Here is a 25,046-nt window from a genome sequence, read left to right as displayed (position 1 = left end):
CGGGGGGAGGGACCGTTCGGTCTTCCGCTGCAGCTTCGTGTGGGGGTCAGCGGAAGAGACTGGCGGTGGCGAGCTCGGCATCGGCATACTGCCGGCCGGCGGAGGCCAGGGCGGTGTTGATCCCGTTGAGGCTGTCTTCGACCTGACGCTGCGTGGCGCGCCACTGGTCGACGACGGAGTGGAACGCGACGGCGGCGCTCCCGGTCCAGGAGCCCTGCAGATGGGTCAGCTGGGCCAGCATCGATTGCGTGTCGGCCTGGATCCGGTCGATGGTGCCGCGGATGGTGGATGTCGCCGCGAGAAGGGAATCGCTGTCGACGGAGTAGGTGGCCATGGGTGCTCCTTTTCGAAGTGGACACCCGCCACGCTAGGGAGCCGGCAGACTCCGGCCTTCGGTGATGGAGGGATCGGTGGAGAACCGGCCGGGGTGCCCCGACTGTGCAGGAGAGGACGGCGGCGTGTCACTCCCGAGGGGGACGTGGCAGCGGCTGCGTCTCCAGCAGAAGGTGCTCCGCGGCATCCCGTGATTCTGCCAGGGGGAAGCCGACCCGGAAGGTCGCACCGCCACCGGGGGTGTCGAACACGTCGACCGATCCGTGCAGAGCGTTGATGATCGACGCGACGATCGACAGACCGAGGCCGGTGCCCCCGGTCTCGCGCGTGCGTGAGGTGTCGGCCCGCCAGAACCGTTGGAAGATCTTGTCCTTGATCTGGTCGGGGACGCCGTCGCCATGGTCGATCACCTCGATCCAGCCGAGATTGGCTTCCTGGTCCACTCCCACCCTCAACTCGATCGGCGAATCGTCCGGCGTGAACCGGCGGGCGTTTCCCAGGAGGTTCGCGACGACCTGACGGATACGGTTCTCGTCGCCCCAGACGACGACGGCGGAGGCCGCCGTCGCCTGGGCGGCCGTCGGCGCGGGCGGGGGCGCGATGTCAGCCGCGGCCGCGGGAGCGTCCGGGGCAGTGCGTGGTCGTCGGCGCAGGCGTGACAACGAGGCGCCGCGCCGGGGGATGGGCGCGGTGGGGGTCGAGCCACCGCGGCGCCCGGTGCCTGCGACACCCGGGTCGACCTCGGCCGTCACGGCGGGACGGAGCTCGTGGACGGTGGCATCGAGCACGGTCACCGTGCGCTGCGGCGACGCGGCACGAGCATCCAGGCCCGCGTCCCGGGCGATCGGCACCAGATCGACCGGCGCGATCGCGACGTCTTTCCGTTCGTCCAGGCGGGCGAGGGCGAGGAGATCCTCGACGAGAAGGCCCATGCGCACGGCCTCCTTCTCGATGCGCTCCATCGCCTGGCCGGTCGCCTCGTCTCCCGAGATCCCCCCCATGCGATACAGCTCGGCGTAGCCGCGCACCGTCACGAGCGGCGTCCGCAGCTCGTGGCTCGCGTCGCCGATGAAACGACGCATCTGGCGCACCGTGGCGTCGCGTTGCGTGATCGCGGCGTCGACGCGCGAGAGCATCGCGTTGATGGCGGTCTTCAGCCTTCCCACCTCGGTGGTCTTCGGCTCGATGTCGGTCATCCGCTGGCTGAAATCCCCGGCGGCGATGGCGTCGGCGGTCGTCTCCACCTGTCCGAGGCTGCGGAAGGTCAGGGTCACGAGGAACCGGGTGAGGGCGGCGGCGACGGCGATGATGATGACGGCGAGGATGCCGTAGATCGCGATGTAGTTGGCGATCGTGCGGTTCACCGACGAGACGGGGAGCGCGACCATCTCGGAGTAGACACCGCCCCCGCCCGGGTACTCGCTGACGGCGACCGTCGCGCGGAACTCCGCCTCGCCGTTGCGGGAGAGGAGGGTCACGATGTTCAGCTGATTGGTCTGCGCGTCGGCGACCGGGTACTTCGCGGGGAACGCCGGCTGGGGTTGCGTCCCTCCCCGGCCCCCCGCCGTCGTCAGCAGTTCACCGTTGCGGTCGTAGACCGCGACGAAGTAGTCCGCCAGGGGCGCGCCCTGGATCGCGCGGGCGGTCAGGACCCCGTCTTCGACGCCGATGTCGATCAGCGGATCCGTGGAATCCGTTGTCGCCAGAGCCTCCACCTGCGTATCGAGACTGGCGATGAGGCTGTTGCGGAGGAAGATGGCGGTTCCGATGCCGGCGGCGAACAGACCGACGACCAGCAGCGCGACCGTGACACCGGTCACCTTCGTGCGCAGACTCGTGCCGCGCCACCATCGCGTGATCGCGTCCGGCTGTGTGCCCAGGGTCTGCTCCTCGTCGAATCGGGCGCCGCGCCTGCGCGCGGGGTGGCCGGGCGTCAGGCGGTCTTGCCGGCCTTCAGCATGTAACCGAATCCGCGCTTGGTCTGGATGAGCGCCTCGGACGAGTGCGGATCGATCTTGCGACGCAGATAGGAGATGTAGCTCTCGACGATCCCCGCGTCGCCGTTGAAGTCGTACTCCCAGACGTGGTCGAGGATCTGCGCCTTGGACAGCACCCGGTTGGGGTTCAGCATGAGATACCGCAGCAGCTTGAACTCCGTGGGGGAGAGGTCGATCGAGACGTCGCCGACGCGGACGTCGTGCGTGTCCTGATCCATCGTCAGCTCTCCGGCGCGGATGACCGACTCCTCGTCGGCCTGCATCGTGCGACGCAGGATCGCCTGGATGCGGGCGACGATCTCATCGAGGCTGAAGGGCTTGGTGACGTAGTCGTCGCCGCCGACGTTCAGGCCCGTGATCTTGTCCTCGGTCTCGTCCTTGGCGGTGAGGAACAGGATGGGGGCGGTGTAGCCGGCGCCCCGGAGGCGCTTGGTCACGCTGAAGCCGTTCATGTCGGGAAGCATGACGTCCAGCACGATGAGGTCGGGTTCCTCCTCGAGCACGGCCGAGATCGTCTGCGCACCGTTGGAGACGGCCCTGACCTGGAAGCCGGCGAAGCGGAGGCTCGTGATGAGCAGATCGCGGATGTTCGGCTCATCGTCCACAACGAGGATGCGGGGTGCAGTCATCTCCTCATTATGTCGAGGTGGGCTACGTGCTGTCTGGATATCACGCGGAGAGGCGGGATGAGCGGTCCTCCACGGCCGCGCCCTGTCAGTCGAGGCTGGCCCGCACCGCGCGCTGGATCACGGGTCGGATGGCCGCGTCGGGATCGACCGTCACGCGGTGGAGGACCAGACCGTCCGCGGCGGCCATGAGTGACCGGGACGCCTCGACGGGCGACCGGGCACCGACCTGGGCCAGCAGTCGGATCATCCACTCGACGTAGGCGCGGCGCTGCTCCAGGAGAGGCGCCAGCAGCTCGGGATCGGCGGCGCCCTCGAGGAAAAGCGCGAATCGGGCACGGGTGCGAGCGGCGAAGGGGCCGGTCTCGATGTCGACCATGGCGGTCAGAGCGTCCGTCAGCTGCTCCGGTGACTCCACCGGCGGCCGCTGCGCGGCGGCGAAATCGGCGCGCTCGCTCTCAGCCAGGTGCGTGACCACCCCGGCGACGAGGGCGTCGCGGGTGCGGAACCAATTCGATGCCGACCCCTTCGGCAGACCCGCACGCTCGTCCACACGCGCATGGGTGAGGGCACGGATGCCCTGCTCGCCGACGAGCGCGAGTGCTGCGTCGAGGGCTCGGTCCCTGGTGGTGGCCACATCCACGACCCTAAAGGCGCGCGCGCTACGAGAGAAGTAGTGAATTAGTACTAGAGAAGTAGTGACACGGTACTAGAGAAGTAGTATTGTGCGGGCATGGACGAAAAGATGACGGAGGCGGGTCCCTCGGCTGAGGTGCCGCAGATGCCTGTGGTGCCGGGCTTCGCGCACCGATTCGTCGACATCCCGGGGCTCCGGGTGCACGTGGCGGCCAGTGGAGAGGGCGAACCGGTCCTCATGCTCCACGGCCTGCCGCAGCACTGGTGGCAGTGGCGCGCGGTCGGCTCGGCCCTCGGTGAGCGGTACCGCGTGATCTGTCCCGATGCGCGGGGTTTCGGGTGGTCTCAGGCTGCATCTCCGCGGATCGCACGGTATTCGATGCGCGACGACGTGCTGGCCCTGCTGGACGCCCTGGAGCTGGAGCGGGTCCGGCTGGTGGCGCACGACATGGGAGCGGTGGTGGCCGCGCAGGTTGCCTACGCGCACCCCGACCGCGTGCAGGCGATGGTCATCCTCAGCGTGCCGCCGCCCTTCATGAGGCTGGGACTGGGGATGCTGCCGGCGATGCGTCATGTGCCGAAGCTCCGATACCGCCGGGCGGGCTCTTCGCTGGATTGGGTCCTGGCGCCGCCGTACGTCGCCACCCCGATGAGCGAGCCGACGAAGGAGGCGTACCTGCGTCCGTTGCGCGACCCGGCGAAGGACGCCGCGATCAGCGAGGTCTATCGCGGGCTGCTGATCGGCGGGGAGATGCCGACGCTCGCGATGGGGACCTATCGCCGACGCCGGCTCGCCGTCCCTGCCCTGTACTGCTTCGGCGACAGGGACGAGCCCTTGACGGCCGACTTCGTGCGGAAGCAGAGCGGCGATGTCTCGCGTTTCGCCGACCACGTCGAGTTCGCATCCATTCCCGATGCCGCGCATTTCGCCACCGACGACAACCCCGGCGCCGTCACCGGGCTCGCGAAGGAGTTCTTCGCTCGCGCGGCGTGATGTTCGCCGGCCCCGGGGCTCAACCGATCGGAAGGGGTCCGGTCTCCACCGTGAAGCGATGACGACGGAGCCGTACGGCAAGAGCCTCGCCCATCGCCGCCATCGGCGTGAGAACGCCGCCACCGACCGGCAGGTCGTCCAACGCGAGGCAGAGCGCCGACTCGCCGAGCATCACCGCCGTGCCGTCGTAGCCCGGATCGTACGGTGCCGAGATCCGCGTGCGCGTCGGGGTGCCCTCGACGGGGTAGACGTCCGACTCGACCGTGAACCGGCCGGCTTTTCTCGTCTGCGTGCTCGGTCCCTCGCCGGGTGCCGGGAGGACGCGGTCGAGGATGGCGCGGGTGGGAGGGAACAGGAGTCCTGCGACGAGGGCTCCGGTCGCCGCGGAGACCGCGGCGGCGATGGCGCGCCCCGACAGGCCGGTCGTGGTGTCGACGACCTCGCGGTAGCGCATCAGCTCGCCGTACGACCAGCCGCCGAGATAGCTCGTCCGCTGCACGATCTGCTGGTTGTACGCGCCCATCACGAACGGGGCCTGCCAGATTCCGGATGTCTCGTCCAGGCGCATCCCGCGGGGGCGGCTGCTCGCGGGCAGGCGCCGTGAGGGACCGGGAGTGAGCGCGTACGGGTCGCCCACGACGCGGCGGGCGGAGGGATCCGTCCGGGCGTCGAGCAGCTGCTGGCGGAGGGAGTCGATCGTCCCGCCGCTCACGCCGCCCTTGATCGCGCGCACCTGCACGGTCGCCTCGGCGAGCGGCCCGCCGCCGGCTGCGGCGTGGGCGAGTCCGACGCCGAGATCGGAGGGGATCGAGTCGAACCCGCACGAGTGGACGATCCGCGCACCGCTGTCGCGGGCCGTCGCGTGCGCCTCCGCGACGCTGCGCGCGGCGAAGGTGCTCTCCCCGGTGAGATCGGCGTAGGCCGTGCCCGCGCGGGCACAGGCCTTCACCAGGGGCAGGCCGTGCCGCGCGTACGGCCCGACGGTGGAGGCGATCACGCGGGTGGACGCGGCGAGGTCATCGAGCGCCGCGGCGTCGTCGACATCGACGGTGAGGGTGTCCCACGCGACATCCAGCTCCCGGCGAAGGGCTGCGAGACGCTCGGGGGAGCGGCCCGCGAGGGCGATGCGTGCGCCGTCTCCGGCGCTGCGCCGCAGGTGCGCGGCGGTGAGGCGCCCGACGAAGCCGGTGGCGCCCACCAGGACGACGTCGTACTGCCGCTCCCCGCTGCTCATGATCCGGCTACGCCGCCACGACCTCGTCGGCGTCGAGGATCGTGTAGCTGTAGCCCTGCTCAGCGAGGAAGCGCTGGCGGTTCTGCGCGAAGTCCTGATCGACGGTGTCGCGGGCGATGAGGGTGTAGAAGCTCGCCGTGCGCCCCGACTCCTTCGGCCGCAGCAGCCGGCCCAGGCGCTGCGCCTCCTCCTGACGCGAACCGAACGATCCGGAGACCTGGATGGCGACGGATGCCTCCGGCAGGTCGACCGAGAAGTTCGCCACCTTCGACACCACGAGGAGCGAGATCTCGCCCTCGCGGAAGGCCGCGTAGAGCTCTTCGCGCTCGTCCACGGGGGTGGCCCCGGTGATCTTCGGCGCCCGCAGGGCGTCGGCGAGCTCGTCGATCTGATCGAGGTACTGCCCGATCACGAGGATGCGCTCGCCGGGGTGGCGCGCGACGAGCTGCCGGACGACGTCGATCTTCGCCGGCGCTGTGGCGGCGAGGCGGTAGCGCTCCTCGTCCGCCGCTGCGGCGTACTCCAGACGCTCGTCGGCGGGCAGGTCGACCCGCACCTCGTAGCAGACGGCGGGGGAGATGAAGCCCTGCGACTCGATCTCCTTCCACGGCGCATCGAACCGCTTGGGGCCGATGAGGCTGAACACATCGCCCTCGCGACCGTCCTCGCGCACGAGCGTCGCGGTGAGGCCGAGGCGCCGACGCGCCTGAAGGTCGGCGGTGAGCTTGAACACCGGGGCGGGGAGAAGGTGGACCTCGTCGTAGACGATGAGCCCCCAGTCCAGCGCATCCAGCAGCGCGAGGTGGGCGTACTGTCCCTTCCGCTTGGCGGTGAGGATCTGGTAGGTCGCGATGGTGACGGGCTTGACCTCCTTGGCCTGACCCGAGTACTCGCCGATCTCTTCCGGGGTGAGGCTCGTGCGCCGCAGCAGTTCGTCGCGCCATTGACGGGCGCTGACGGTGTTGGTGACGAGGATGAGGGTGGTCGTCTTCGTCTCGGCCATCGCTCCGGCCCCGACGAGCGTTTTCCCGGCGCCGCAGGGGAGGACGACGACGCCCGAGCCCCCGTCGGCGAAGGTCTCGACGGCCTTCTGCTGGTACGGGCGCAGGTGCCAGCCGTTCTCGGCCAGATCGATCGGATGCGGCGTGCCCGGCGTGTACCCGGCGTGATCTTCCGCGGGCCATCCGATCTTCAGCAGCTCCTGCTTGATCTGACCCCGGGCCCAGGCGTCCACGACGTAGGTGTCCGGCGAGGGGTGGCCGATGAGGAGCGGCTGGATGCGCTTGTTCCGCGACACCTCCGCCAGCACCGGCGCGTCGCCGGAGCGCAGCACCAGAGTCCCCTCGTCGTCGCGCTCGATGACGAGGCGCCCGTACCGCCCGACGGTCTCGCGGATGTCGAGAGACACCGACGGCGGCACCGGGAAGCGCGACCACCGCTCGAGGGTGGCGAGCATGTCGTCGGCGGCGTGGCCGGCCGCCCGGGCGTTCCACAGGCCCAGGCGCGTGATCCGATAGGTGTGGATGTGCTCGGGTGCGCGCTCGAGCTCGGCGAAGATCGCCAGCTCGTGACGCGCGGATTCCGCCTCGGGATGGGCGACTTCCAGCAGCACCGTCCGATCGCTCTGCACGATGAGGGGTCCGTCAGCCATAGCGTTCGAGTCTACCGCCGACGGGGGCGACAGGCCCCGCGGGGTGGGCTCGCGGACTCAGGCCCCGCTGCGGACCGTGACCACGTGCGAGAGCGGGAGGGTGCGCTCGACGTCGCTCGACTGATCGCGGCCGCGCAGGCGACCCCCGCCGAATCCGGTCGCCTCCAGGGTGAAGGTGCGTTCGGCCCCGTCCGGCATGCGGACGACGACGTCGATCACGGCGCGGCTTCGCACGGCCTGGACGATCTCGCGTTCGAGCCATGCGTTCTCGGCGTCGTCGTCGTGGGATCCGCGCAGCACGCGGATGAGAGCCGCGAGCGGTTCGGGGGGCGCATCAGGCCGGTCGGAGTTCTGTCGAACTCGATGACGCAGCACCGCCGGGCGGCCGTCGTCCCCGACGGAGACCACGGGATACCGCGCGTCGCTGAGGGCCCAGGCCACCGTCTCCTGCGAGACGCCCGTCGTCAGCGCGGAGCCGTCGGCCACGAGACCGAGTGCGCGCAGCCCCTGATCGACGGCGACAGCGTCGAGGAGCGAAGGGTCGCCGCTTTCGACGAGGGTGCGTCGCGACGTCGCATCCGTCCTGACCCTGATCAGACCGTGCCGGGCTGCGGTGCTGTCGATCAGATAGCCGAGCGGCTGGGGAAGGCCGGTCAGGGACAGACCGGTGAGGAATTCGCGGATCGAGTCGGCGGTCTCGCCCTCGGTGAGGCCTGCGGTCAGCGATTCGGCGGTGAACCGGTATGTCGAGGCCTGCGCCCGCGATTCGCGCACGGCGAGGCGGCGCAGACGCAGCTCGAGACGCGGGGTCAGCGGACCCGGCGCGATCGCCGTGAGGTCGGCCTGCAGGTAGACGCGGTCGATCTCTGCGGGGAGATGCCGTGTCAATGCGTCGGTCTGCGGGTCGTCGCCGCCGCGGAGCGGCCTCGCCCAAGCGGGTTCCCGCGATTCGGGGGTGATGAGGCCCCAGTGCAGCGCGATGCGGGTGAGGTCCTCGGATCGGCGCTTCCACTCCCCATCGAGCGGATAGCGTGTCGTCCACGCCGTCACCGGCAGATAGCCCCCGCTCGGGGTCCGCACGCCGGGCGGCAGGGCATCCCGGAACCCGGTGACGACGATCCGCCAGCGCTCGGGGGTCGAGGCCTCCAGCCACGCGGTCCCGGCGTCGGAGACCTCCCAATCGCGTCCGCCCGAGATGAGCAGGCCCGCGGCCGCTGCCGCCGCGACGATGTCGTCGAGCTCATCGGACTCGCCGAGCGCTCCGGCATCCAGGAGCTTCCGTCGGTCAGCGGCGCTGATGCCGCCCGAGGTGATGCGCGTGAGCGGCGCGTGCGTGGCGGCCACGAGCACATCGGCGAGCGACCCGACGGTCGCGAACACGCGCTCGGCGGCAGCGAGTGTCTCCTCCTCCGACGCCGGTGTGGGGGCGGTCTCGCCCTCGACCGGTTCGAACGCGTCGGAGTGCTCCGCGCGGAGGCGACGAAGGGCGGTCACCACCGGATGCCACGGTGCGCCCTCGTCGCTCACGAGCGCCAGGCGCGTCGACGGCGCCGTCGCGGACGGGGGAGGGGCCCGCCGTCGACGGTCGCTGCAAGGCTGATCAGCTCACCCCGCGTGAGGTGGACCATCGCGCGCTCGACCGACGTCGCCTCCAGCAGTGCGTCCGCGGCGTCGAAGAAGTCCTTCCAGGGCGCCGAGGGAGACACGCTGCGGGCCGTGAAGATGTCGGCGAGCTCGCGGTCGTCGCGACTCGCGAGCCACGTCGCGAGGGCGCGCTCGTCGGAAGCCATCACCCTGCCCGGTTGGCCCGTGCCCTTCGCACGAAGCTCATGATGAGCACCGTCAGCATCAGGACGAACGCCAGAGGCGGGGCGATCCAGACGACGACACCGACGGTGGGCCAGAGACCGCCGGACATCTCCGCACCCGCCGCCGAACCGATCATGATGGCGAGGAAGCACACGATGGACAGCAGAATCAGTCCCAGCGACATGAAGGCCAGGATGCGGTCGATCCGCCGCACCGGCAGGTCGGCGTTCGAAATCGGCTTGCTCATCGTCGCTCAGCCTATCGGGTGCCTTCCGGCCGTGGAGATCGGATGCGTCGCGGTGACGAGCTCGCGCCCGCCCGCGTAGGCTGGGGGAGGGCACAACCCTGCCCGCCATCCGTCATGCCCGCGTCATGCGGGCACCGAATTCAGCGAGGTCTCATGCCCACCGGCAAGGTCAGGTTCTACGACGAGGAGAAGGGTTTCGGCTTCATCACCACCGATGAGGGCCAGGACGTGTTCCTGCACGCCACCGCGCTCCCCGCGGGCTCGGCGGCGCCCAAGCCCGGTGCGCGCGTGGAGTTCGGCGTCGCAGACGGCCGGCGCGGGCTGCAAGCGCTGTCGGTGCGGGTCCTGGAGGCTCCGGTGAGCCTGGCCAAGCGCGCCCGGAAGCCCGCCGACGACATGGCCGTCATCGTCGAGGACCTCGTGAAGCTGCTCGACGGCATCGGCGCCGATCTGCGTCGCGGTCGCTACCCCAGCTCATCGCAGTCGAAGAAGGTCGCCGCCGTCCTCCGCAAGGTCGCCGATGACTTCGAAGCCTGAGGTCGATCCCCGGCTGCTCGAGGCTCACGACCTCGCACTCGCGGCACTTCGCGAGATCACCCCGGCCGACACGATCGGCGAGCCCGCGGACGTGCGGGTCGAGGACGACGGGGTCGTCTCGCTCCGGTTCGAGAACCGACTGCACGGCTATCCGGGGTGGTACTGGACCGCCAGCCTCGCCCGCGTCGAGGATGCCGAGCCGACCGTGCTCGAGGTGGAACTGCTCCCCGGCGACGGAGCGCTGCTGGCTCCCGAGTGGGTTCCGTGGGCGGTCCGCCTGGCCGAGTATCAGGCTGCGCAGGCGGCCGCCGCAGACGGTGACGACCCCGAGGACGACGACGCCGACGACGAGGATGAGGATGACGACGACCTCGACGACCTCGACGCGACGGATTTCGACGAGGACGGGTCGCCCATCCTCCACGCCGGCGATCTCGACGGTGTCGACATCGACGAGCTCGCGGACGATGCCGACGAAGACGACGAAGATGGCGGCGACGAGGACGGTGACCGCGACGGCGACGACGTCACCGCCGACGAGGAGAGCGGCGACGAGGACTGAGTCCCTGCACCCGCTCTCCCAGCTCAGATCCGCTCGAGCGTGTAGTCGATCGCGCGGGTGAGGGTGCGGACGTCGTCGGGCTCGATCGAGACGAACGTGGCCACCCGCAGCTGATTGCGGCCGAGTTTGCGGTACGGCTCGGTGTCGACGATCCCGTTCGAGCGGAGGCTGGCGGCGACGGCGGCGGCATCCACCGTGTCATCGAAGTCGATCGTCACCACGACCGGCGATCGGTCGGCCGGGTGGTGGACGAAAGGAGTGGCCACCGGCGACGCCTCCGCCCACGCGTAGAGCGCCTCCGACGACTCGCGCGTCCGCGCGTCGGCCCACGCCAGGCCGCCGTTGTCGAGGATCCACGCGAGCTGCTCGTCCAGCAGCACGAGGGTCGCCACCGCGGGCGTGTTGAGGGTCTGCTGCAGACGGGAGTTGTCCAGCGCGTTCTTCAGGCTGAGGAACTCGGGGATGTAGCGGTCGGAGGCGGCGATCCGCTCGATCCGCTCGATCGCGGCCGGTGACACCGCGGCGAACCACAGGCCGCCGTCGGAGCCGAGGTTCTTCTGCGGGGCGAAGTAGTACACGTCCGCCTGCGACATGTCGACGTCGATCCCGCCTGCGGCGCTGGTCGCGTCGATGACCGTCAGCGCTCCGTCATCGCCGACGACGCGCTCGACGGGCGCGGCGACTCCGGTGGAGGTCTCGTTGTGGGGCCAGGCGTACACATCGACGCCCTCGACGGCTTCGGGCCGGGAGCGAGCGCCCGGGTCGGCGGTGCGGACATCCGGCGCCTCCAGCCAGGGCGCGCGCGCGGCGGCGGCGAACTTCCCGCCGAACTCGCCGAAGACGAGGTTCTGGCTGCGTCGCTCGATCAGCCCGAACGCGGCAGCGTCCCAGAACGCGGTCGAGCCGCCGTTGCCGGTGAGGATCTCGTAGCCGTCGGGCAGGGAGAAGAGGGAGCCGAGTCGCTCGCGCACCGATCCCACGAGGTTCTTCACGCCCGACTGGCGGTGCGAGGTGCCCAGCAGGGTCGCGCCGCGGGTGACCAGGGCTTCCAGCTGTGCGCCGCGGACCTTCGATGGACCGCAGCCGAATCGGCCGTCGGTGGGCAGCAGGTCGTGGGGCAGTGCGACGTGGGCCATGCGAGCGATTCTAGGGATGTCGCCTGCGCGCCGTTTCCGCCGGGCACCGCGGCCGGTGCCGGCCCGGGCTCGGCGTCGGCGACGACGACTAGGCTGGAAAGGCCCCTGAGACCCGCGAGGACACCGCCACATGACCGACCTCATCGACACCACCGAGATGTACCTGCGGACCATCCTCGAGCTCGAGGAGGAGCGGATCGTGCCGCTGCGCGCCCGCATCTCCGAACGCCTCGGTCACTCGGGCCCGACGGTGTCGCAGACCGTGGGGCGCATGGAGCGCGACGGACTGGTCGTGGTGTCCGAAGACCGCCGGCTCGAGCTGACCGACGCGGGACGTCAGAAGGCGGTCGACGTGATGCGCAAGCACCGTCTGGCAGAGCGGCTCCTCTCCGACGTCATCGGTTTGGACTGGGCTTACGTCCACGAGGAGGCGTGCCGCTGGGAGCACGTCATGAGCGAGCAGGTCGAACGTCGCCTGGTCGAGCTGCTCGGCCACCCCACGGAGTCTCCCTACGGCAACCCCATCCCCGGGCTCGACCAGCTGGGCGACGTCCCGGCGAACACCTTCGAGCAGGGCGTCATCGGACTGGTGACCAAGCTCAACGCCGCGGGGGGACCGCTGCGCGGGACGGTGCGGCGGCTCGCCGAGCCCGCCCAGGTCGACCCCGAACTGCTGCAGCAGCTCAAGGCGGCCGGCGTCGTTCCGGGTCGCGCCGGCAGCTACCGCTACAGCGAGGGTTACGTGCTGGTGGAGATGGACGACAACGACGAGGCGCTGGAGCTTCCCGTTGAAGTCGCCTCGCACATCTTCCTCGTCGACGACGACGTCCAGATCCTCGCAACGTGACTTATTCGTTACCTTCGGGTAGCCTCTGAGGGTCCACAGGCGAGAAGCCCGCCGACGGACTCCGCGTGAATTGCCTCATCGGTTCGTCGTTCACGCGGCCCGCCCCGCACATCGTGCCCCCACACTGAGTGTCGACGAGCCAGCGCAGACCGCGCAGAGGCGCCGGAGGACAATTGGCCGATACGTACCACACCCCCGAGACACCGTCGGCGACCGACGGATCGGGACTCCAACGCCGAGACCGCAGCCGACGCAAGCCGGCCCGCACCGCGACCACCAAGACCGTTCGCCCGGCGGTCGCCGCCCCGCCCAAGCGCAGGCGGCCGAAATCGGGACGCAAGCCCGCACGCACCCTCGTCATCCTGACGATGGTCGGCGGCCTCATCGCCACCGTGGCTCTGCCGGCCTACGCCGCCGTCGAGAGCGCCACCGCCGATCCGATGACGCTGCAGCAGGTGGCCGTCGATGACGCCCAGTCGCTCGTCGTCGCCTCCGATGCCGGCGCGACCGAGCTCTCGCGCAGCAGCTACTCCGCCACCACCGCGGAGGAGATCGAGAAGAAGAAGGCCGAAGAAGCGGCCGCCGAGCGAGCGCGCATCGCCGCCGAGCTCGCCGCCGCCGCTCCGACGTCGTCCTCGTCCGGCGGCAGCCGGGCCAACGTCGATCTTTCGATGGTGGCTCCGGGCACCGGCGAGGTGCGCTGGCCGCTCTCGGGCTTCACCGTCGGCGACCGCACATTCTCCCGCGGCGGCGCCCACATGGGCACCGACATGCTCGCCCCCTGCGGCGAGCCGCTCTTCGCTGCCGCCGCCGGTGTCGTCCGCGTCTCCCAGGAGAGCTACGGCGGCTACGGGGTCGCGGTGACCATCGACCACGTCATCAACGGCCAGCGCGTGTCGACGCTCTACGGCCACATGACCTACGGCAGCCGGGCCGTTCAGGCCGGCCAGACCGTGTCGGCCGGGCAGATCATCGGACTCGTGGGCAGCACCGGGCGTTCCACCGCCTGCCACCTGCACTTCGAGACCTACATCAACGGCTCCGTCGTCGACTCCTACGAATGGCTGCTCGCCAACGCAGGATGACGCGCGGTCTGAACGAACGAGTGGCGCCGGGGGATATCCCCGGCGCCCTCGTCGTTCTCCGACACGTCACAGGATGTTCACGCCGCTGAACCCCCGGGCGTGTCGCGTGTATTAGCCTGAGGTCAGCTGACGCTCTAGAGAAGCGGAGGGAGCCGATGGACGGCGCACCACGTATCCGAACCATGGATGCGTTGGGCCTGCTCGTCCTTCGGCATCATGTCGATGGAGGCCACGGGATGACCGTGGCGCCGAGGCGCTGTCTGTAGACGGCGCCTTTTTTCATACCCTCAGCCCCTCGAAAACGTCACGAGTCGAATAACCGTGAAAGCCGTTCCGGCCATTCGAGGGGAACAGGAATGCGCACTCTGGTGCTGAATGCGGGCTACGAGCCCCTTGCCGTCGTGTCGTTCAAGCGGGCGCTCGTGCTCGTAATGAACGACAAGGCCACCGTCGTGGAGCACATCCGCGACGAACCGGTCTGGGGGGCGACCGGGGCGTACGACCGCCCCGCGGTCATCCTGCTGACCAGATATGTGCGCGTACCGGGCAGCCGTCGCGTGCCGGTCACCCGCCGGGGCGTGCTGCGCCGCGACGGACACCGCTGCGGGTACTGCGGGAAGTCCGCCTCGACGATCGATCACATCCTGCCGCGTTCGCGAGGGGGAGCGGACTCGTGGGAGAACCTCGTGGCCTGTTGCCTTCGCTGCAACAACGTCAAGGGCGATCGCACACCCCAGGAGATGGCGTGGGAGCTGCGGATCACCCCGCAGCCGCCGCGCGGCGGGCAGTGGACCGTGCGCGGCACCGAGCGCTCCGACCCGCGGTGGGAGCCGTATCTGGCTCTGGCGGCCTGAGCGCCCCGACGCAAGCTCTTTCGAAAAGAGGGCGGGCATGCCGGTGCCGGACCGCGCGGTTCGTAGCATCGACGGATGCACACTGTCGCGCCACCCGCCGCCGCCCTGGGCACCGTTCCCGCACACCGCCTCGGTGAGGCCGTCATCACGGTCGTCGACGTCGACGGCCAGCCGATCACAGGCGCCGAGGTCACCGTCACCCAGACGCGCCACGATTTCGCGTTCGGCAACACCGGATTCGACGTCGGTGACGGCGAGGACCTGACCGGGGAGTGGCAGCTGACCGCCGCGGAGGCCGATCTGTGGCTGCAGATCCACAACGCCGCGACTCTGCCGTTCTACTGGGGTCGGTTCGAGCCGACCCGCGGCGCTCCGCGCACCGACGAGATGCGCCGGACCGCGCAGTGGCTTCGCCAGCACGGCGTGGCGCTGAAGGGGCATCCGCTCGTCTGGCACACGGTGACCGCGTCGTGGCTCCTCGATCTCGAGCTCGATGAGATCGAACGCGCGCAGCGCGAGCGCATCAGGCGCGACGTCGCCGACTTCGCCGGGCTCGTCGACACGTGGGACGCCATCAACGAGACGGTGATCATGCCGGTGTTCGACAACGGCGACAACGGCATCACCCGGCTCGCGAAAGACCGGGGGCGCCTGGCGATGCTGCGGTTGGCGTTCGAGGAAGCGCGGGAGACCAACCCGAACGCGGTCCTGCTGGTGAACGACTTCGACCTGTCGCCGGCGTACGAGCGCGTCATCGAGGAGATGCTGGATGCCGGCATCCGGCCGGACGCCATCGGACTGCAGACGCACATGCACCAGGGGTACCGCGGTGAGGAGGAGATCCTCGAGGTCGCCGACCGCTTCGCGCGCTTCGGCCTGCCGCTGCACTTCACCGAGACGACGCTGCTGTCGGGAGATCTCATGCCCGCCGAGATCGACGACCTCAACGACTACCAGGTGACCTCCTGGCCCTCGACCGCCGAGGGCGAGGCCCGGCAGGCCGACGAGATCGAACGTCACTACCGGTCGCTGGTGTCGCATCCCGCCGTCGAGGCGATCACCTACTGGGGGTTCAGCGACCGCGGCATGTGGCTGGGCGCGCCCGGCGGGCTGGTCCGGGCCGATGGGTCACCGAAGCCCGCGTATGAGGCTCTCCGCCGGATGATCGCGGAGGAGTGGTGGGTGTCGCCGACGACCGTGCGCACGGATGCGGATGGGCGTGTGCGGCTCTCGGGGTTCCGGGGCGACTACGAGGTGGCCGTCGAGGGTCAGCCGGCGGTTCCGCTGACGATCGGGCGTGAGGAGTTGCGCGAGACGGTGCGGACCGCCTCGCACTGATCTTCTTTCGAACATCCTCCGCTGTTCCCGCCCTGGAGGATGTCGGAGGGCCCGCATACGCTCGCCACAGGCGTTGAGATCATAGAACGCATGTTCTAGCCTGTGGAGGTGAGGGCGATCGTGCAGACCGAGACGACGACCCGCGACGACGTTCGCGGCGAGGTCCATCGTCTGCGTGCCCAGCTCGAGAGGGTGCAGGGGCGTCGGATGGATGCTCCGGTGCTGCCGGTTCTCGAACCGCTCGCCGAGGTCCTGCCCGGTGGAGGTCTGCGCACCGGGTCGGCGTACTCCCTCACCCGCTCCGCCGCGCTGCTGGCCGCGCTGCTGTCCGGCCCTTCGCAGGACGGCACCTGGTGCGCCGTGGTGGGCATGCCCGACTTCGGCATCGAGGCCGCCGAGAGCGCCGGGGTCGACCTGTCCCATCTCGTGCTCGTCCCCGATCCCGGCCCTCGGTGGCTGGCGGTCGCCGCGACCCTGGCCGAGGTCATCCCCGTGGTGGCGGTGCGCCCGGCGGCCAGAGCGGCAGATGCCGAGGTGTCTCGGCTGGGGGCGCGCCTGCGTGATCGCGGTGCGGTGCTGCTGGTGCAGGGGCCGTGGCCTCAGGCCGAGGCCTCGCTCGACCTCGCAGAGCCGGAGTGGTCGGGGGTGGGGCGAGGACACGGGTACCTGGCGGCGCGCGAGGTCACGATCGATGTGCGCAGCCGACGGTGGCCGATGCCCCGGCGGGCGCGGATGGCCCTTCCCGCGGCTGACGGCGGCGTCGACGCCGTCCGGTCGGCGGCGTCGGCGGTCCCGGCCCTTCCCCGCCTCGAGGCGGTCGGCTGATGCGTCCCGACGCCCCGGTGCGCAGCCTCGTGCTGTGGTTCCCGGATTGGCCCGTGGCGGCGCTGGCGCGGGATGCCGCCGGCTCCGCACCGGCCGCCGAGGACGCCCCGGTGGCCATCATCGCCGGGGGGATGGTGACCGCCTGCTCGGTGACCGCCCGGGCGGACGGGGTCCGTCGCGGGCAGCGTCGCCGGGATGCGCAGTCCCGATGCCCGGGACTGCGCGTGGTCGACGCCGACGACGCCCGCGATCACCGCGCGTTCGCGCCGCTGGTGGCGGCGCTGGAGGAGCGCGCGCCGGGGGTGCAGATCATCCGCCCGGGGCTGTGCGCGCTGCGCGCCCGCGGACCTGCCCGGTACTACGGGGGTGAGACCGAGGCCGCCCGCGTGCTCGTGAGCACGGTCCGCGCGCAGGGCGTCACCGACGTGCGCGCCGGCATCGCCGACGGCCCCTTCACCGCCGAACAGGCCGCCCGCATCACTCGCGCGTCCGATCCGGTCTCGGTCGTTCCCACCGGGGGTGCGGCGGGCTTCCTCGCGCCTCTTCCGATCACCGCCCTCGCCGATCCCGATGTCGTGGCGCTGCTGGCGCGTCTGGGAGTGCAGACACTCGGCGACTTCAGTCGCCTCGACGCCGAGCGGGTGCGGGAACGACTGGGCGAGCCGGGGATGAGGCTGCACCGGCTGGCGTCGGGCCTGGATTCGCGTCCCGTCGAGCCGCGCGTGCCTCCTCCCGAGCTGCACCGCGAGGTCGCCTTCGAGCCGCCCCTCGAGATCGCCGAGCAGGTGGCGTTCGCCCTGCGCATCGCCGCCGACGAGTTCATCTCGCGTCTCGGCGCGATCGACCTCGTCTGCACCGAGCTGAGGGTCGAGCTCACCGGAGACCGCGGAGAGCGCAGCGAACGGGTCTGGCTTCATCCGCATTCCTTCGATGCGGCGGCGGTCGTGGACCGGGTCAGGTGGCAGCTCGCCGAGGAGGCTACCGGCGACGACGGGGGAGTGCTGGCCAGCGGTGTGGCGCTCGTGCGCATCTCACCAGAGGCGGTGGATGCCGCCTCCCACCACGCCCCGGCGATGTTCGGCGCCGGCACGGATGAGCGGGTCCACCACGTCCTTTCCCGGGTGCAGGCGATGCTCGGTCATCGCGGCGTGCTGACCGCCGAGGTGGGAGGGGGGCGGTGGCTCACCGAGCGTCAGGTGCTCGTGCCGTGGGGAGACCGCACCGTCGTGGCCGCCGAGCGCACCCGCCCCTGGCCGGGGAGCCTCCCCGACCCCCTCCCGGGCACCGTCTTCCCCGACCCGGTGCCGGTGCAGGTCGTCACCGGAGAGGGGTCGCCGGTCGCCGTCGACGAGCGCGACCGGATGACGGCGACGCCCTCGGTGCTGGTGGAGTCGGGGCGCCCCCGGGCGATCAGGGAGTGGGCGGGTCCCTGGCCGATCGTGGAGCGCAGCTGGGACGCCGCCCGCAGCCGTCGTGCGCACCGGTTCCAGGTCGTCGACGCCGACCGCACCGCCTGGCTGCTGGTCTGCGCCGGTGGCTCGTGGATCGCCGAGGGCCGCTATGACTGATCGATGCGGACGGCCCCGCTGATGGGCTTCAACAATCCCGGCGTCCCCTGGTCGGAGCTCGAGCGCGTCCTCAGCGACCGGCGTCGACCGCGCAACATCCCCGCGGGTGCCGACGGGGGAGATAGCCCCGCCTGGTCGCACAAGCGCGGCCCCTACGTCCCGCCCGCCATCGAGCGCCCCGCCGAGACGGTGCCCTACGCCGAGCTGCACGCGCACTCGTCGTTCTCGTTCCTCGACGGCGCGTCTTCGCCGGAGGAGCTGGCAGAGGAAGCCGAGCGTCTGGGCCTTCATGCGCTCGCCGTCACCGACCACGACGGGTTCTACGGCATCGTGCGGTTCGCCGAGGCCGCCGAGAACCTGCAGGTGAAGACCGTGTTCGGAGCGGAACTGTCGCTCGGTTTCGACGATCGCGCGCCCACGCCCTCGCGGGCAGGCGACGCCGACCCCGAGGGGTCGCACCTGCTGGTCCTCGCCCGGGGGGAGGAGGGCTATCACCGGCTCGCCGCCGCCCTCACCCGCGCGCAGCTCGCCGGGTCGGAGAAGGGGCGTCCCGTCTATGATCTCGACGAGCTGGCTGAGCGGGCGGATGGGCACTGGGCGATCCTCACCGGATGCCGCAAGGGAGCCGTCCGTCAGGCGCTCTCCGAGGACGGACCGGATGCCGCGGCCACCGCCCTCGACCGGCTGGTCGCGCTGTTCGGCCCGGAGGCGGTGAACGTGGAGCTGATGGACCACGGCAACCCGACCGACACCCGCGACAACGACATCCTCGCCGCCCTCGCCCGGGAGCGGGGGCTCCCGGTGCTGGCCTCCAACAACGTCCACTACGCCGCCCCCGAGCGGGCACGGCTCGCCGCCGCCGTCGCGGCGATCCGCGCGCGCCGGGGGCTCGACGAGCTCGACGGATGGCTGCCCGCCCATGCCGCTGCTCACCTGCGTTCGGGAGACGAGATGGCCGAGCGCTTCGCCCGGTACCCCGGAGCGGTGGCGCGCACGGTGGAGCTCGCCGACGAGCTCGCCTTCCCCCTGCGTCGCGCGCGTCCGGCGCTGCCGCGTCAGAAGGTTCCCGAGGGGCACACGCCGATGTCGTGGCTGCGGCATCTGGTGTGGGAGGCCGTTCCCCGAAAGTATCCCGACCTGTCAGCCGACAACCGCGCCCGCATCGAGCGCGAGCTGCAGGTCATCGAGACAAAGGACTTCCCCGGCTACTTCCTCATCGTCCACGGCATCGTGCAGGAGGCGCGGCGCCGCGGCATCCTCTGTCAGGGCCGCGGGTCGGCGGCCAACAGCGCGGTCTGCTACCTGCTCGACATCACCGCCGTCGACGCCATCGCCTACGAGCTGCCCTTCGAGCGCTTCCTCTCCAGCCTCCGGGACGAAGAGCCCGACATCGACGTCGACTTCGACTCCGATCGCCGTGAGGAGATCATCCAGTGGGTCTACGCCACCTACGGCCGTGACCGCGCCGCCCAGGTGGCCAATGTCATCCAGTACCGGCCGAAGAACGCCGTGCGCGACGTCGCCAAGGCCCTCGGCTACTCCACCGGCCAGCAGGATGCGTGGTCGAAGCAGGTCGAGCGCTGGGGGGCGTCGCTGGAGTCGGGCCCCGACAACGACATCCCGGCCCAGGTGATCGAGTACGCCTCCGAGCTGCTCAAGGCTCCGCGCCACCTCGGGATCCACTCCGGGGGGATGGTGCTCACCGACCGCCCCGTGGGCGAGGTCGTGCCCATCGAGCACGCCCGGATGGAGGATCGCACCGTCATCCAGTGGGACAAGGACGACGCGGCCTGGATGGGACTGGTCAAGTTCGACCTGCTGGGCCTGGGGATGCTCGCGGCCCTGCAGTACTGCTTCGACATGATCCACACCGCCACGGGGGAGCGGTGGGAGCTGGCGACCCTGCCCAAGGAGGAGCAGGCGGTGTACGACATGCTCTGCCGCGCCGATTCGATCGGGGTGTTCCAGGTGGAATCCCGCGCCCAGATGGGACTTCTCCCGAGGCTGCAGCCGCGGCGGTTCTACGACCTCGTGGTGGAGATTGCCCTCATCCGCCCCGGTCCCATCCAGGGCGGGGCGGTGCATCCGTTCGTGCGTCGGAAGCTCGGTCAGGAACCGGTGACCTACGCCCATCCCAAGCTCGCACCTGTGCTGCAGCGCACCCTGGGGGTGCCGGTGTTCCAGGAGCAGCTCATGCAGATGGCGATGGCCATCGGGGACTGCTCGGGAGAGGATGCCGACCTGCTGCGTCGCGCGATGGGCTCCAAACGGGGAGTCGAGCGGATCGAGTCGCTGCGTGAGCGCCTGTACGAGGGGATGGCCCGCAACAACCTGGTGGGGGAGGATGCCGACGCGATCTACCGTCAGATCCAGGCCTTCGCGAACTTCGGATTCGCCGAGTCGCACTCGCTGTCGTTCGGGCTCCTCGTCTACGCCAGGCTCCTGGATCAAGCTGCACTATCCCGCCGCCTTCCTCGCCGGGCTTCTCCGGGCGCAGCCGATGGGCTTCTACTCACCGGCCACCCTCGTCGCCGATGCGCGCCGGCACGGGGTCGAGGTGCAGCGCCCCGACCTCCTCCGCTCCGACGTGCACGCGACGCTCGAACCCGTCGGTGACGAGAGCGGCGTCACCGGCCGCCCCGAGTGCGCGCACCGGAACCAGCCTCCGGTACCGGTGTTCGACCCGACCGCGCCCGACGAGTCCGCCGCGCATCGGCGCGACGGGAATCACGCCGTGCGGCTGGGACTGGCGGCGATCAAGGGGATCGGCGAGGCCCTCGCGACGAAGATCGTCACCGAGCGTCGGCAGCGGGGCGATTTCCGCGACATGCGGGATCTCGTCCGCCGGACCGGCGCCACCGCGGCGCAGCTGGAGGCGCTCGCGACGGCGGGAGCGTTCGAGTGCTTCGGCATCACTCGGCGCGAGGCGCTGTGGATCGCCGGCTCCGCCGCTCAGGATCGCGCGGAGTTCCTCCCCGACTCGATGGTTGCGGTGCAGCCGCCGCTCTTCCCGGACCAGTCCAGCTACGACATCCTCGCCGCAGACCTGTGGGCCACCGGGATCTCCACCGACGACCATCCCCTCACGCACTTCCGTTCGGGGCTGGATGCTCGCGGAGTGCTGACCTCACGCGAGATGCGGACGCACGACCCCGGCCGACGCGTCGAGGTGGCGGGGCTTGTGACCCACCGTCAGCGGCCCGCTACGGCGTCGGGCATCACCTTCCTCAACCTCGAGGACGAGCACGGCGTGGTCAACGTCATCTGCTCCGTCGGGGTCTGGAACCGCTACCGGCGGGTGGCGCGGGATGCGCCGGCGCTCATCGTGCGAGGAATGCTGGAGCGATCGGAGGAGGGGGTGACGAATCTCGTCGCCGACAGGTTCGAAGACCTGCGGGTGGGCGTCGGGCACCGGTCGAGGGATTTCCGCTGACGGCGCCGTTTCCCGCTCAGGCGATGCGGCGGTGACGGCGAGAGCGCGCCTCGTCGAGGATCGCGTCGAGGGAGTCGAACCAGGCGGTCCGCACCGGCGCCTGGACCCAGACGACCTCGAACCTCGACCCGTCCTCCTGCACATAGGCGAGGAGGCAGGCGGGATCGTCGTGGGGCAGGGCGAGATCGGTGATGACCCACCCTCCGGCCGCAAGCCGCACCAGTTCGAACTGGTGTGCGCCGAACGAATCTCTGTCGAACGGCTCCGGCGATGTGCGCGGTGACTCGGTCAGCATGGCGTCCTCGTCCTTCTGCCTGGAAAACCAGTGAAGCGCCTTTCCTGCGTGCTGACTGCTCCCTTTCGCTTCGGGCGCTGTTGTGGCAAAATCCGCCTCCCGGCGGTCAGGCCACTCCGGTGCCGAGCAGTGTGCCGATGAGGAACGTCGCGCCGAGCGCGAGCGCCCCGCCGATGACCGTGCGGATGACGGCGCGCCCTCGACGCGCCCCGCCGATCCACGCCGCGACGTACCCGGTGATCGCCAGGGCGACGAGCACACTCGCGAAGGTGAGCCAGATGCGTGCGGGGTGGGGGACGAGGAGGATCGTGGCGAGGGGGAGGAGCGCGCCGATCGTGAAGGCGACAGCCGAGGCGATGGCGGCCGACCAGGGGCTCACGACGTCGCTCTGATCGATGTTCAGCTCGATGGAGAGGTGCGCGGCGAGGGCGTCGCTCTCGGTGAGCTCCTTGGCGACCGCGGTCGCCGTCTGCTCGCTCAGCCCCTGGGCGCGATAGAGGCCCACAAGCTCGGTGAACTCCGCGTCGGGGTCGGTGGCGAGTTCGCGCCGCTCCTTCTCGATGAGTGCGTGCTCACTGTCGCGCTGACTCGACACCGACACGTATTCGCCGAGGGCCATCGAGACCGCACCGCCGACGAGCGCCGCAGTCCCCGCGAGCAGCACCGGCCCGACCTGCGCTGTCGCTCCCGCCACACCGACGACCACCGCGGCGGTGGAGACGATGCCGTCGTTGGCACCGAGGACGCCGGCGCGCAGTCCGTTCAGTCGCTGGGCGAGCCCGGGCCGGTGCGGCTCGCCGGGATGTCCCGCCGTCACCCGATCCTCGGTCATGTGCCGACGTTACCGGCGCGGCGGTGCCGCGACCAGGGGTGACGGATCAGGCGATGAGAGCGAGCGCGTCGGCGAGTGACTCGGTCGACGCGTGATCAGTCTCCAGCGGGACGAAGCCGAAGAAGCTGCCGATCACTAGTGCGAAGACGAAGATGATCGACAGGAACAGGATGCCCAGCGAGGCCAGGGACAGCAGGAGCGGAAGGCGGGAGGTCACCCCTCCATCATGGAGCATCCGTGGCATCCGATGCCCGAGGATGTCTCGACGATCGGCCTGGTCACGCCTCCAGGATCCGAACGACCCGGCCGAGCCCCGTCGCCAGGGTCGAGCGGATGGTGTCTTCGATCATCGGTTCCACGAGCCGGAGCATTCCCGAGGGCTCGCCGTCGATGGTGGCGCTCACGCGGGTTCCGTCGCCGTGGTCGGCCAGATCGAAGAGCAGGGATGTCGGGAATGTCCCCCTCGTGCTGACGATGGCCATCCGTCCCGGGGGGAGGTACTCGGTGACCTGCCAGTCGAACTCGACCTCGCGGCCCATCACGCGCATGACGCTGTGGATCGTGCTCCCCACCCCGACCGGGGGCGGGGAGGTCAGCGACTCGGAGATGACGGTGTCATCCCACTCCGGGCGCCGGCCCGCATCGGTGAGGTAGGCAAACACGTCGGAGCGCGAACGCGCGATCACGACGACCTCAGTGACGGTGAACACGACGACAGTACCGGCGTCAGTTCAGGCTCGGGGGTGTCTGCCGGAATGACCCCGCCGGCGTAGAGCGACTCGCCGAGATCGCGGAGGGCTCGGAGAGCAGCGCGCTGGGTGAGCGGACCGTACGAGATGCGGGCGACGCCGAGTTCTTCGTACCCCTTCGCCGGGAGGGCACCGGGGAAGCCGATGACCGAGAGCTTCCCGCGTCCCAGGCCCTCGACGATCCGCTCGACGTGCGGGCGCTGGATCGCGCCCGGGACGAACACCACCGCGGCGCCCTCGTCGAGGAACGCCCGTCCGCGTCGGATGGCCTCGTCGATCCGCTCATCGATGGGCGCATCGCCGCCGCGCAGGAGGGCATCGGTGCGGGCGTTCAACTGGAAGGCGACGCCCTCGGCCTCCGCCGCCCGCACGATCGCGCGGACCCGCGCGACGGCCTCATCGAAGGGCCGCATGCGGTCTTCGACATTGGCGCCCACGATGCCGAGTCCGATCGCGCGGCGCACCGTCTCGCCCGGCTCGTCGTAGCCGTCGTCCAGGTCGGCGCTGACGGGCAGGTCGACGGACTGCGCGATCCTTCCCGCCGCCTCCAGAGCGGTGTCGAGCGGCATCCCGCCGTCGGGGTACCCGAGGCTCGCGGCGATCGAGTGCCCGGCGGTCGCGAGCGCGCGGGTCTCGGGAAGGCCGGCGATCGTTCGCGCGCTGATGACGTCCCACACGTTCACCACCTGCAGAATCTCGGGTGCCTGGTGGAGCGACTGGAGCGTCTGTGCCTTGTCCTGGATGGTGGTGCCGTTGCTCATACTCGCGACGCTACCCGACCGTGAGGGGGTCAGAGCCCGTCGACCGCCTCGAGGATCTCGCTCGTCTCGGTGCGCTCGGTGTAGTCGACCTTAATGTCGGCGAAGGCGACGGTGCGCGAGCTGTCGAGCACGATCACCGACGGGAACGGGATCGCGGGGGTGTCGTCGGCGTTGCTGTCCTTCACGGCGAAGCCGAGCTCGATGTGCGCCTCCTGCGCGGCCGCGCTCGGCGCGGTGACGATGCCGAGCTCGTGCGCGAGCGCGTTGCCGGGGTCGGAGACGACGGTGTACCCGAGCTCGCCCTTCTCGACCGCCGCTGCTGTGCCATCGGGAGTCTGCGGGCTGATCGCGATGAGGGCGACACCGCGCTCCGCGAGCGCGGGCGCCAGGGTGCGCTGGTAGTGCGCGAGGGTGATGTTGCAGAACGGGCACCACGCGCCGCGGTAGAAGACCAGCACGGCAGGGCGCTCGCCGAGCAGCGCAGCCAGGTCGTGAGCCTGGCCCTGCGCGTCGAAGACGGTGGCCGCCGGGAGGGTGTCGCCGACCGAGACGACGCCGTCGGGAACGCCGCCCTCCCGCAGGTCGCGCTGCTCACCGTCGAAGACGGCGGAGAGCTTGGAGCCGACGGCCTCGGAGAAGCCGGGCACGAAGTCGGCGACTTCGGCGGCGATGGTCGTGGTCGAGGTGCTTGTCATGC

Annotated in this window: 25 protein-coding genes and 1 pseudogene; 10 read left to right on the top strand and 16 right to left on the bottom strand. The window is 70.5% G+C overall.

Annotated elements, in window-relative coordinates; genetic code table 11:
* Window positions 1–46 precede the first annotated feature (46 nt).
* The 4 genes from QSU92_RS02845 to QSU92_RS02830 form a co-directional block, all read right to left on the bottom strand.
* A complete protein-coding gene (locus QSU92_RS02845; protein ID WP_179560583.1) occupies window positions 47–334 on the bottom strand; it encodes a WXG100 family type VII secretion target in 288 nt (95 codons plus the stop codon).
* 127 nt (window positions 335–461) lie between these two features.
* Window positions 462–2,153 carry a sensor histidine kinase gene (locus QSU92_RS02840; protein WP_289264699.1) on the bottom strand — a complete coding sequence of 564 codons (1,692 nt, stop codon included), beginning with the start codon at window positions 2,151–2,153 and terminating at the stop codon, window positions 462–464.
* Between the two features lie 113 nt (window positions 2,154–2,266).
* Entirely contained in the window at window positions 2,267–2,959 is a 693-nt protein-coding gene (locus QSU92_RS02835; RefSeq protein WP_179560582.1) for a response regulator transcription factor, read from the bottom strand.
* An 85-nt stretch (window positions 2,960–3,044) separates the two neighbouring features.
* A complete protein-coding gene (locus tag QSU92_RS02830; RefSeq protein WP_289264698.1) occupies window positions 3,045–3,593 on the bottom strand; it encodes a TetR/AcrR family transcriptional regulator in 549 nt (182 codons plus the stop codon).
* Between the two features lie 96 nt (window positions 3,594–3,689).
* On the opposite strand from QSU92_RS02830, the gene QSU92_RS02825 reads away from it, so the two are divergent.
* The gene (locus tag QSU92_RS02825) at window positions 3,690–4,586 is read left to right on the top strand and encodes an alpha/beta fold hydrolase (RefSeq protein ID WP_289264697.1); all 897 of its coding nucleotides are present in this window, start codon (window positions 3,690–3,692) and stop codon (window positions 4,584–4,586) included.
* A 19-nt stretch (window positions 4,587–4,605) separates the two neighbouring features.
* Here the strand turns inward: QSU92_RS02825 and QSU92_RS02820 are convergent, their stop codons facing one another.
* From QSU92_RS02820 to QSU92_RS02800, 5 genes are read right to left on the bottom strand one after another with little or no spacing between them, the layout of a single operon-like run.
* Window positions 4,606–5,820, bottom strand: coding sequence for a saccharopine dehydrogenase family protein (locus QSU92_RS02820; protein WP_289264696.1), 1,215 nt, complete (start codon window positions 5,818–5,820; stop codon window positions 4,606–4,608).
* Window positions 5,821–5,827: 7 nt separating this feature from the next.
* Window positions 5,828–7,471 carry a DNA repair helicase XPB gene (locus QSU92_RS02815; protein ID WP_289264695.1) on the bottom strand — a complete coding sequence of 548 codons (1,644 nt, stop codon included), beginning with the start codon at window positions 7,469–7,471 and terminating at the stop codon, window positions 5,828–5,830.
* Window positions 7,472–7,528: 57 nt separating this feature from the next.
* The gene (locus QSU92_RS02810) at window positions 7,529–8,998 is read right to left on the bottom strand and encodes a helicase-associated domain-containing protein (RefSeq protein WP_289264694.1); all 1,470 of its coding nucleotides are present in this window, start codon (window positions 8,996–8,998) and stop codon (window positions 7,529–7,531) included.
* Window positions 8,995–9,261, bottom strand: coding sequence for a hypothetical protein (locus QSU92_RS02805; RefSeq protein ID WP_289264693.1), 267 nt, complete (start codon window positions 9,259–9,261; stop codon window positions 8,995–8,997). The genes QSU92_RS02810 and QSU92_RS02805 overlap by 4 nt, the downstream gene beginning before the upstream one ends.
* Window positions 9,261–9,527: a multidrug ABC transporter ATPase gene (locus QSU92_RS02800; RefSeq protein WP_289264692.1), complete on the bottom strand. Its 267-nt coding sequence runs from the start codon at window positions 9,525–9,527 to the stop codon at window positions 9,261–9,263. Before QSU92_RS02800 ends, QSU92_RS02805 begins: the two co-directional genes overlap by 1 nt.
* A 153-nt stretch (window positions 9,528–9,680) precedes the next feature.
* Between QSU92_RS02800 and QSU92_RS02795 the strand changes: the two genes are divergently transcribed.
* Window positions 9,681–10,064, top strand: coding sequence for a cold-shock protein (locus tag QSU92_RS02795; protein WP_124293764.1), 384 nt, complete (start codon window positions 9,681–9,683; stop codon window positions 10,062–10,064).
* Window positions 10,048–10,626: a DUF3027 domain-containing protein gene (locus tag QSU92_RS02790; RefSeq protein ID WP_289264691.1), complete on the top strand. Its 579-nt coding sequence runs from the start codon at window positions 10,048–10,050 to the stop codon at window positions 10,624–10,626. Before QSU92_RS02795 ends, QSU92_RS02790 begins: the two co-directional genes overlap by 17 nt.
* Before the next feature lie 23 nt (window positions 10,627–10,649).
* Here QSU92_RS02790 and serC read toward each other — a convergent pair whose 3' ends face one another.
* Window positions 10,650–11,762: a phosphoserine transaminase gene (serC, locus tag QSU92_RS02785; RefSeq protein WP_289264689.1), complete on the bottom strand. Its 1,113-nt coding sequence runs from the start codon at window positions 11,760–11,762 to the stop codon at window positions 10,650–10,652.
* Window positions 11,763–11,892: 130 nt separating this feature from the next.
* Between serC and QSU92_RS02780 the strand changes: the two genes are divergently transcribed.
* The 7 genes and pseudogenes from QSU92_RS02780 (at window position 11,893) to QSU92_RS02750 (ending at window position 21,712) form a co-directional block, all read left to right on the top strand.
* A complete protein-coding gene (locus tag QSU92_RS02780) occupies window positions 11,893–12,609 on the top strand; it encodes an iron-dependent transcriptional repressor DtxR (protein ID WP_289264688.1) in 717 nt (238 codons plus the stop codon).
* 173 nt (window positions 12,610–12,782) lie between these two features.
* The gene (locus tag QSU92_RS02775) at window positions 12,783–13,694 is read left to right on the top strand and encodes a M23 family metallopeptidase (protein ID WP_289264686.1); all 912 of its coding nucleotides are present in this window, start codon (window positions 12,783–12,785) and stop codon (window positions 13,692–13,694) included.
* A gap of 356 nt (window positions 13,695–14,050) precedes the next feature.
* Window positions 14,051–14,548, top strand: coding sequence for an HNH endonuclease (locus tag QSU92_RS02770; RefSeq protein WP_289264685.1), 498 nt, complete (start codon window positions 14,051–14,053; stop codon window positions 14,546–14,548).
* Between the two features lie 75 nt (window positions 14,549–14,623).
* Window positions 14,624–15,886, top strand: coding sequence for an endo-1,4-beta-xylanase (locus QSU92_RS02765; protein WP_289264684.1), 1,263 nt, complete (start codon window positions 14,624–14,626; stop codon window positions 15,884–15,886).
* A 108-nt stretch (window positions 15,887–15,994) separates the two neighbouring features.
* Window positions 15,995–16,711, top strand: a complete 717-nt coding sequence (locus tag QSU92_RS02760) for a hypothetical protein (protein ID WP_289264683.1) — start codon at window positions 15,995–15,997, stop codon at window positions 16,709–16,711.
* Window positions 16,711–18,279 carry a DNA polymerase Y family protein gene (locus QSU92_RS02755; RefSeq protein ID WP_289264681.1) on the top strand — a complete coding sequence of 523 codons (1,569 nt, stop codon included), beginning with the start codon at window positions 16,711–16,713 and terminating at the stop codon, window positions 18,277–18,279. Before QSU92_RS02760 ends, QSU92_RS02755 begins: the two co-directional genes overlap by 1 nt.
* A gap of 21 nt (window positions 18,280–18,300) precedes the next feature.
* Window positions 18,301–21,712: pseudogene (locus QSU92_RS02750) on the top strand (error-prone DNA polymerase).
* A 16-nt stretch (window positions 21,713–21,728) separates the two neighbouring features.
* Here the strand turns inward: QSU92_RS02750 and QSU92_RS02745 are convergent.
* From QSU92_RS02745 to QSU92_RS02720, 6 genes are all read right to left on the bottom strand, one after another.
* The gene (locus tag QSU92_RS02745) at window positions 21,729–22,007 is read right to left on the bottom strand and encodes a hypothetical protein (RefSeq protein WP_289264679.1); all 279 of its coding nucleotides are present in this window, start codon (window positions 22,005–22,007) and stop codon (window positions 21,729–21,731) included.
* 106 nt (window positions 22,008–22,113) lie between these two features.
* The gene (locus tag QSU92_RS02740; RefSeq protein ID WP_289264678.1) at window positions 22,114–22,839 is read right to left on the bottom strand and encodes a VIT1/CCC1 transporter family protein; all 726 of its coding nucleotides are present in this window, start codon (window positions 22,837–22,839) and stop codon (window positions 22,114–22,116) included.
* A 46-nt stretch (window positions 22,840–22,885) separates the two neighbouring features.
* Window positions 22,886–23,056, bottom strand: coding sequence for a hypothetical protein (locus QSU92_RS02735; protein ID WP_289264677.1), 171 nt, complete (start codon window positions 23,054–23,056; stop codon window positions 22,886–22,888).
* A 61-nt stretch (window positions 23,057–23,117) separates the two neighbouring features.
* On the bottom strand, window positions 23,118–23,549 hold the full coding sequence (locus QSU92_RS02730) for an SRPBCC family protein (RefSeq protein WP_289264676.1): 432 nt from the start codon (window positions 23,547–23,549) through the stop codon (window positions 23,118–23,120).
* Window positions 23,522–24,349, bottom strand: a complete 828-nt coding sequence (locus tag QSU92_RS02725) for an isocitrate lyase/PEP mutase family protein (protein ID WP_289264675.1) — start codon at window positions 24,347–24,349, stop codon at window positions 23,522–23,524. The genes QSU92_RS02730 and QSU92_RS02725 overlap by 28 nt, the downstream gene beginning before the upstream one ends.
* A gap of 29 nt (window positions 24,350–24,378) precedes the next feature.
* Window positions 24,379–25,044 carry a peroxiredoxin-like family protein gene (locus QSU92_RS02720; RefSeq protein ID WP_289264674.1) on the bottom strand — a complete coding sequence of 222 codons (666 nt, stop codon included), beginning with the start codon at window positions 25,042–25,044 and terminating at the stop codon, window positions 24,379–24,381.
* Window positions 25,045–25,046 lie beyond the last annotated feature (2 nt).

This window comes from Microbacterium sp. ET2 (genome assembly GCF_030347395.1).
In the GTDB taxonomy this organism is placed as follows: domain Bacteria; phylum Actinomycetota; class Actinomycetes; order Actinomycetales; family Microbacteriaceae; genus Microbacterium; species Microbacterium albipurpureum.
Note: the sequence above shows the minus strand (reverse complement) of the source record. Positions and strands in the feature narration are given on the sequence as shown.

What these genes read in the sequence shown, in the direction of transcription:
- QSU92_RS02755 (WP_289264681.1), top strand. Translation starts at nt 16,711, where the DNA reads ATGCGTCCCGACGCCCCGGTGCGCAGCCTCGTGCTGTGGTTCCCGGAT.
- QSU92_RS02815 (WP_289264695.1), bottom strand. Translation starts at nt 7,471, where the DNA reads ATGGCTGACGGACCCCTCATCGTGCAGAGCGATCGGACGGTGCTGCTG.
- QSU92_RS02790 (WP_289264691.1), top strand. Translation starts at nt 10,048, where the DNA reads ATGACTTCGAAGCCTGAGGTCGATCCCCGGCTGCTCGAGGCTCACGAC.
- QSU92_RS02780 (WP_289264688.1), top strand. Translation starts at nt 11,893, where the DNA reads ATGACCGACCTCATCGACACCACCGAGATGTACCTGCGGACCATCCTC.
- QSU92_RS02845 (WP_179560583.1), bottom strand. Translation starts at nt 334, where the DNA reads ATGGCCACCTACTCCGTCGACAGCGATTCCCTTCTCGCGGCGACATCC.
- QSU92_RS02770 (WP_289264685.1), top strand. Translation starts at nt 14,051, where the DNA reads ATGCGCACTCTGGTGCTGAATGCGGGCTACGAGCCCCTTGCCGTCGTG.
- QSU92_RS02725 (WP_289264675.1), bottom strand. Translation starts at nt 24,349, where the DNA reads ATGAGCAACGGCACCACCATCCAGGACAAGGCACAGACGCTCCAGTCG.
- QSU92_RS02835 (WP_179560582.1), bottom strand. Translation starts at nt 2,959, where the DNA reads ATGACTGCACCCCGCATCCTCGTTGTGGACGATGAGCCGAACATCCGC.
- QSU92_RS02800 (WP_289264692.1), bottom strand. Translation starts at nt 9,527, where the DNA reads ATGAGCAAGCCGATTTCGAACGCCGACCTGCCGGTGCGGCGGATCGAC.
- QSU92_RS02720 (WP_289264674.1), bottom strand. Translation starts at nt 25,044, where the DNA reads ATGACAAGCACCTCGACCACGACCATCGCCGCCGAAGTCGCCGACTTC.
- QSU92_RS02745 (WP_289264679.1), bottom strand. Translation starts at nt 22,007, where the DNA reads ATGCTGACCGAGTCACCGCGCACATCGCCGGAGCCGTTCGACAGAGAT.
- QSU92_RS02825 (WP_289264697.1), top strand. Translation starts at nt 3,690, where the DNA reads ATGGACGAAAAGATGACGGAGGCGGGTCCCTCGGCTGAGGTGCCGCAG.
- serC (WP_289264689.1), bottom strand. Translation starts at nt 11,762, where the DNA reads ATGGCCCACGTCGCACTGCCCCACGACCTGCTGCCCACCGACGGCCGA.
- QSU92_RS02765 (WP_289264684.1), top strand. Translation starts at nt 14,624, where the DNA reads ATGCACACTGTCGCGCCACCCGCCGCCGCCCTGGGCACCGTTCCCGCA.
- QSU92_RS02740 (WP_289264678.1), bottom strand. Translation starts at nt 22,839, where the DNA reads ATGACCGAGGATCGGGTGACGGCGGGACATCCCGGCGAGCCGCACCGG.
- QSU92_RS02820 (WP_289264696.1), bottom strand. Translation starts at nt 5,820, where the DNA reads ATGAGCAGCGGGGAGCGGCAGTACGACGTCGTCCTGGTGGGCGCCACC.
- QSU92_RS02805 (WP_289264693.1), bottom strand. Translation starts at nt 9,261, where the DNA reads ATGGCTTCCGACGAGCGCGCCCTCGCGACGTGGCTCGCGAGTCGCGAC.
- QSU92_RS02795 (WP_124293764.1), top strand. Translation starts at nt 9,681, where the DNA reads ATGCCCACCGGCAAGGTCAGGTTCTACGACGAGGAGAAGGGTTTCGGC.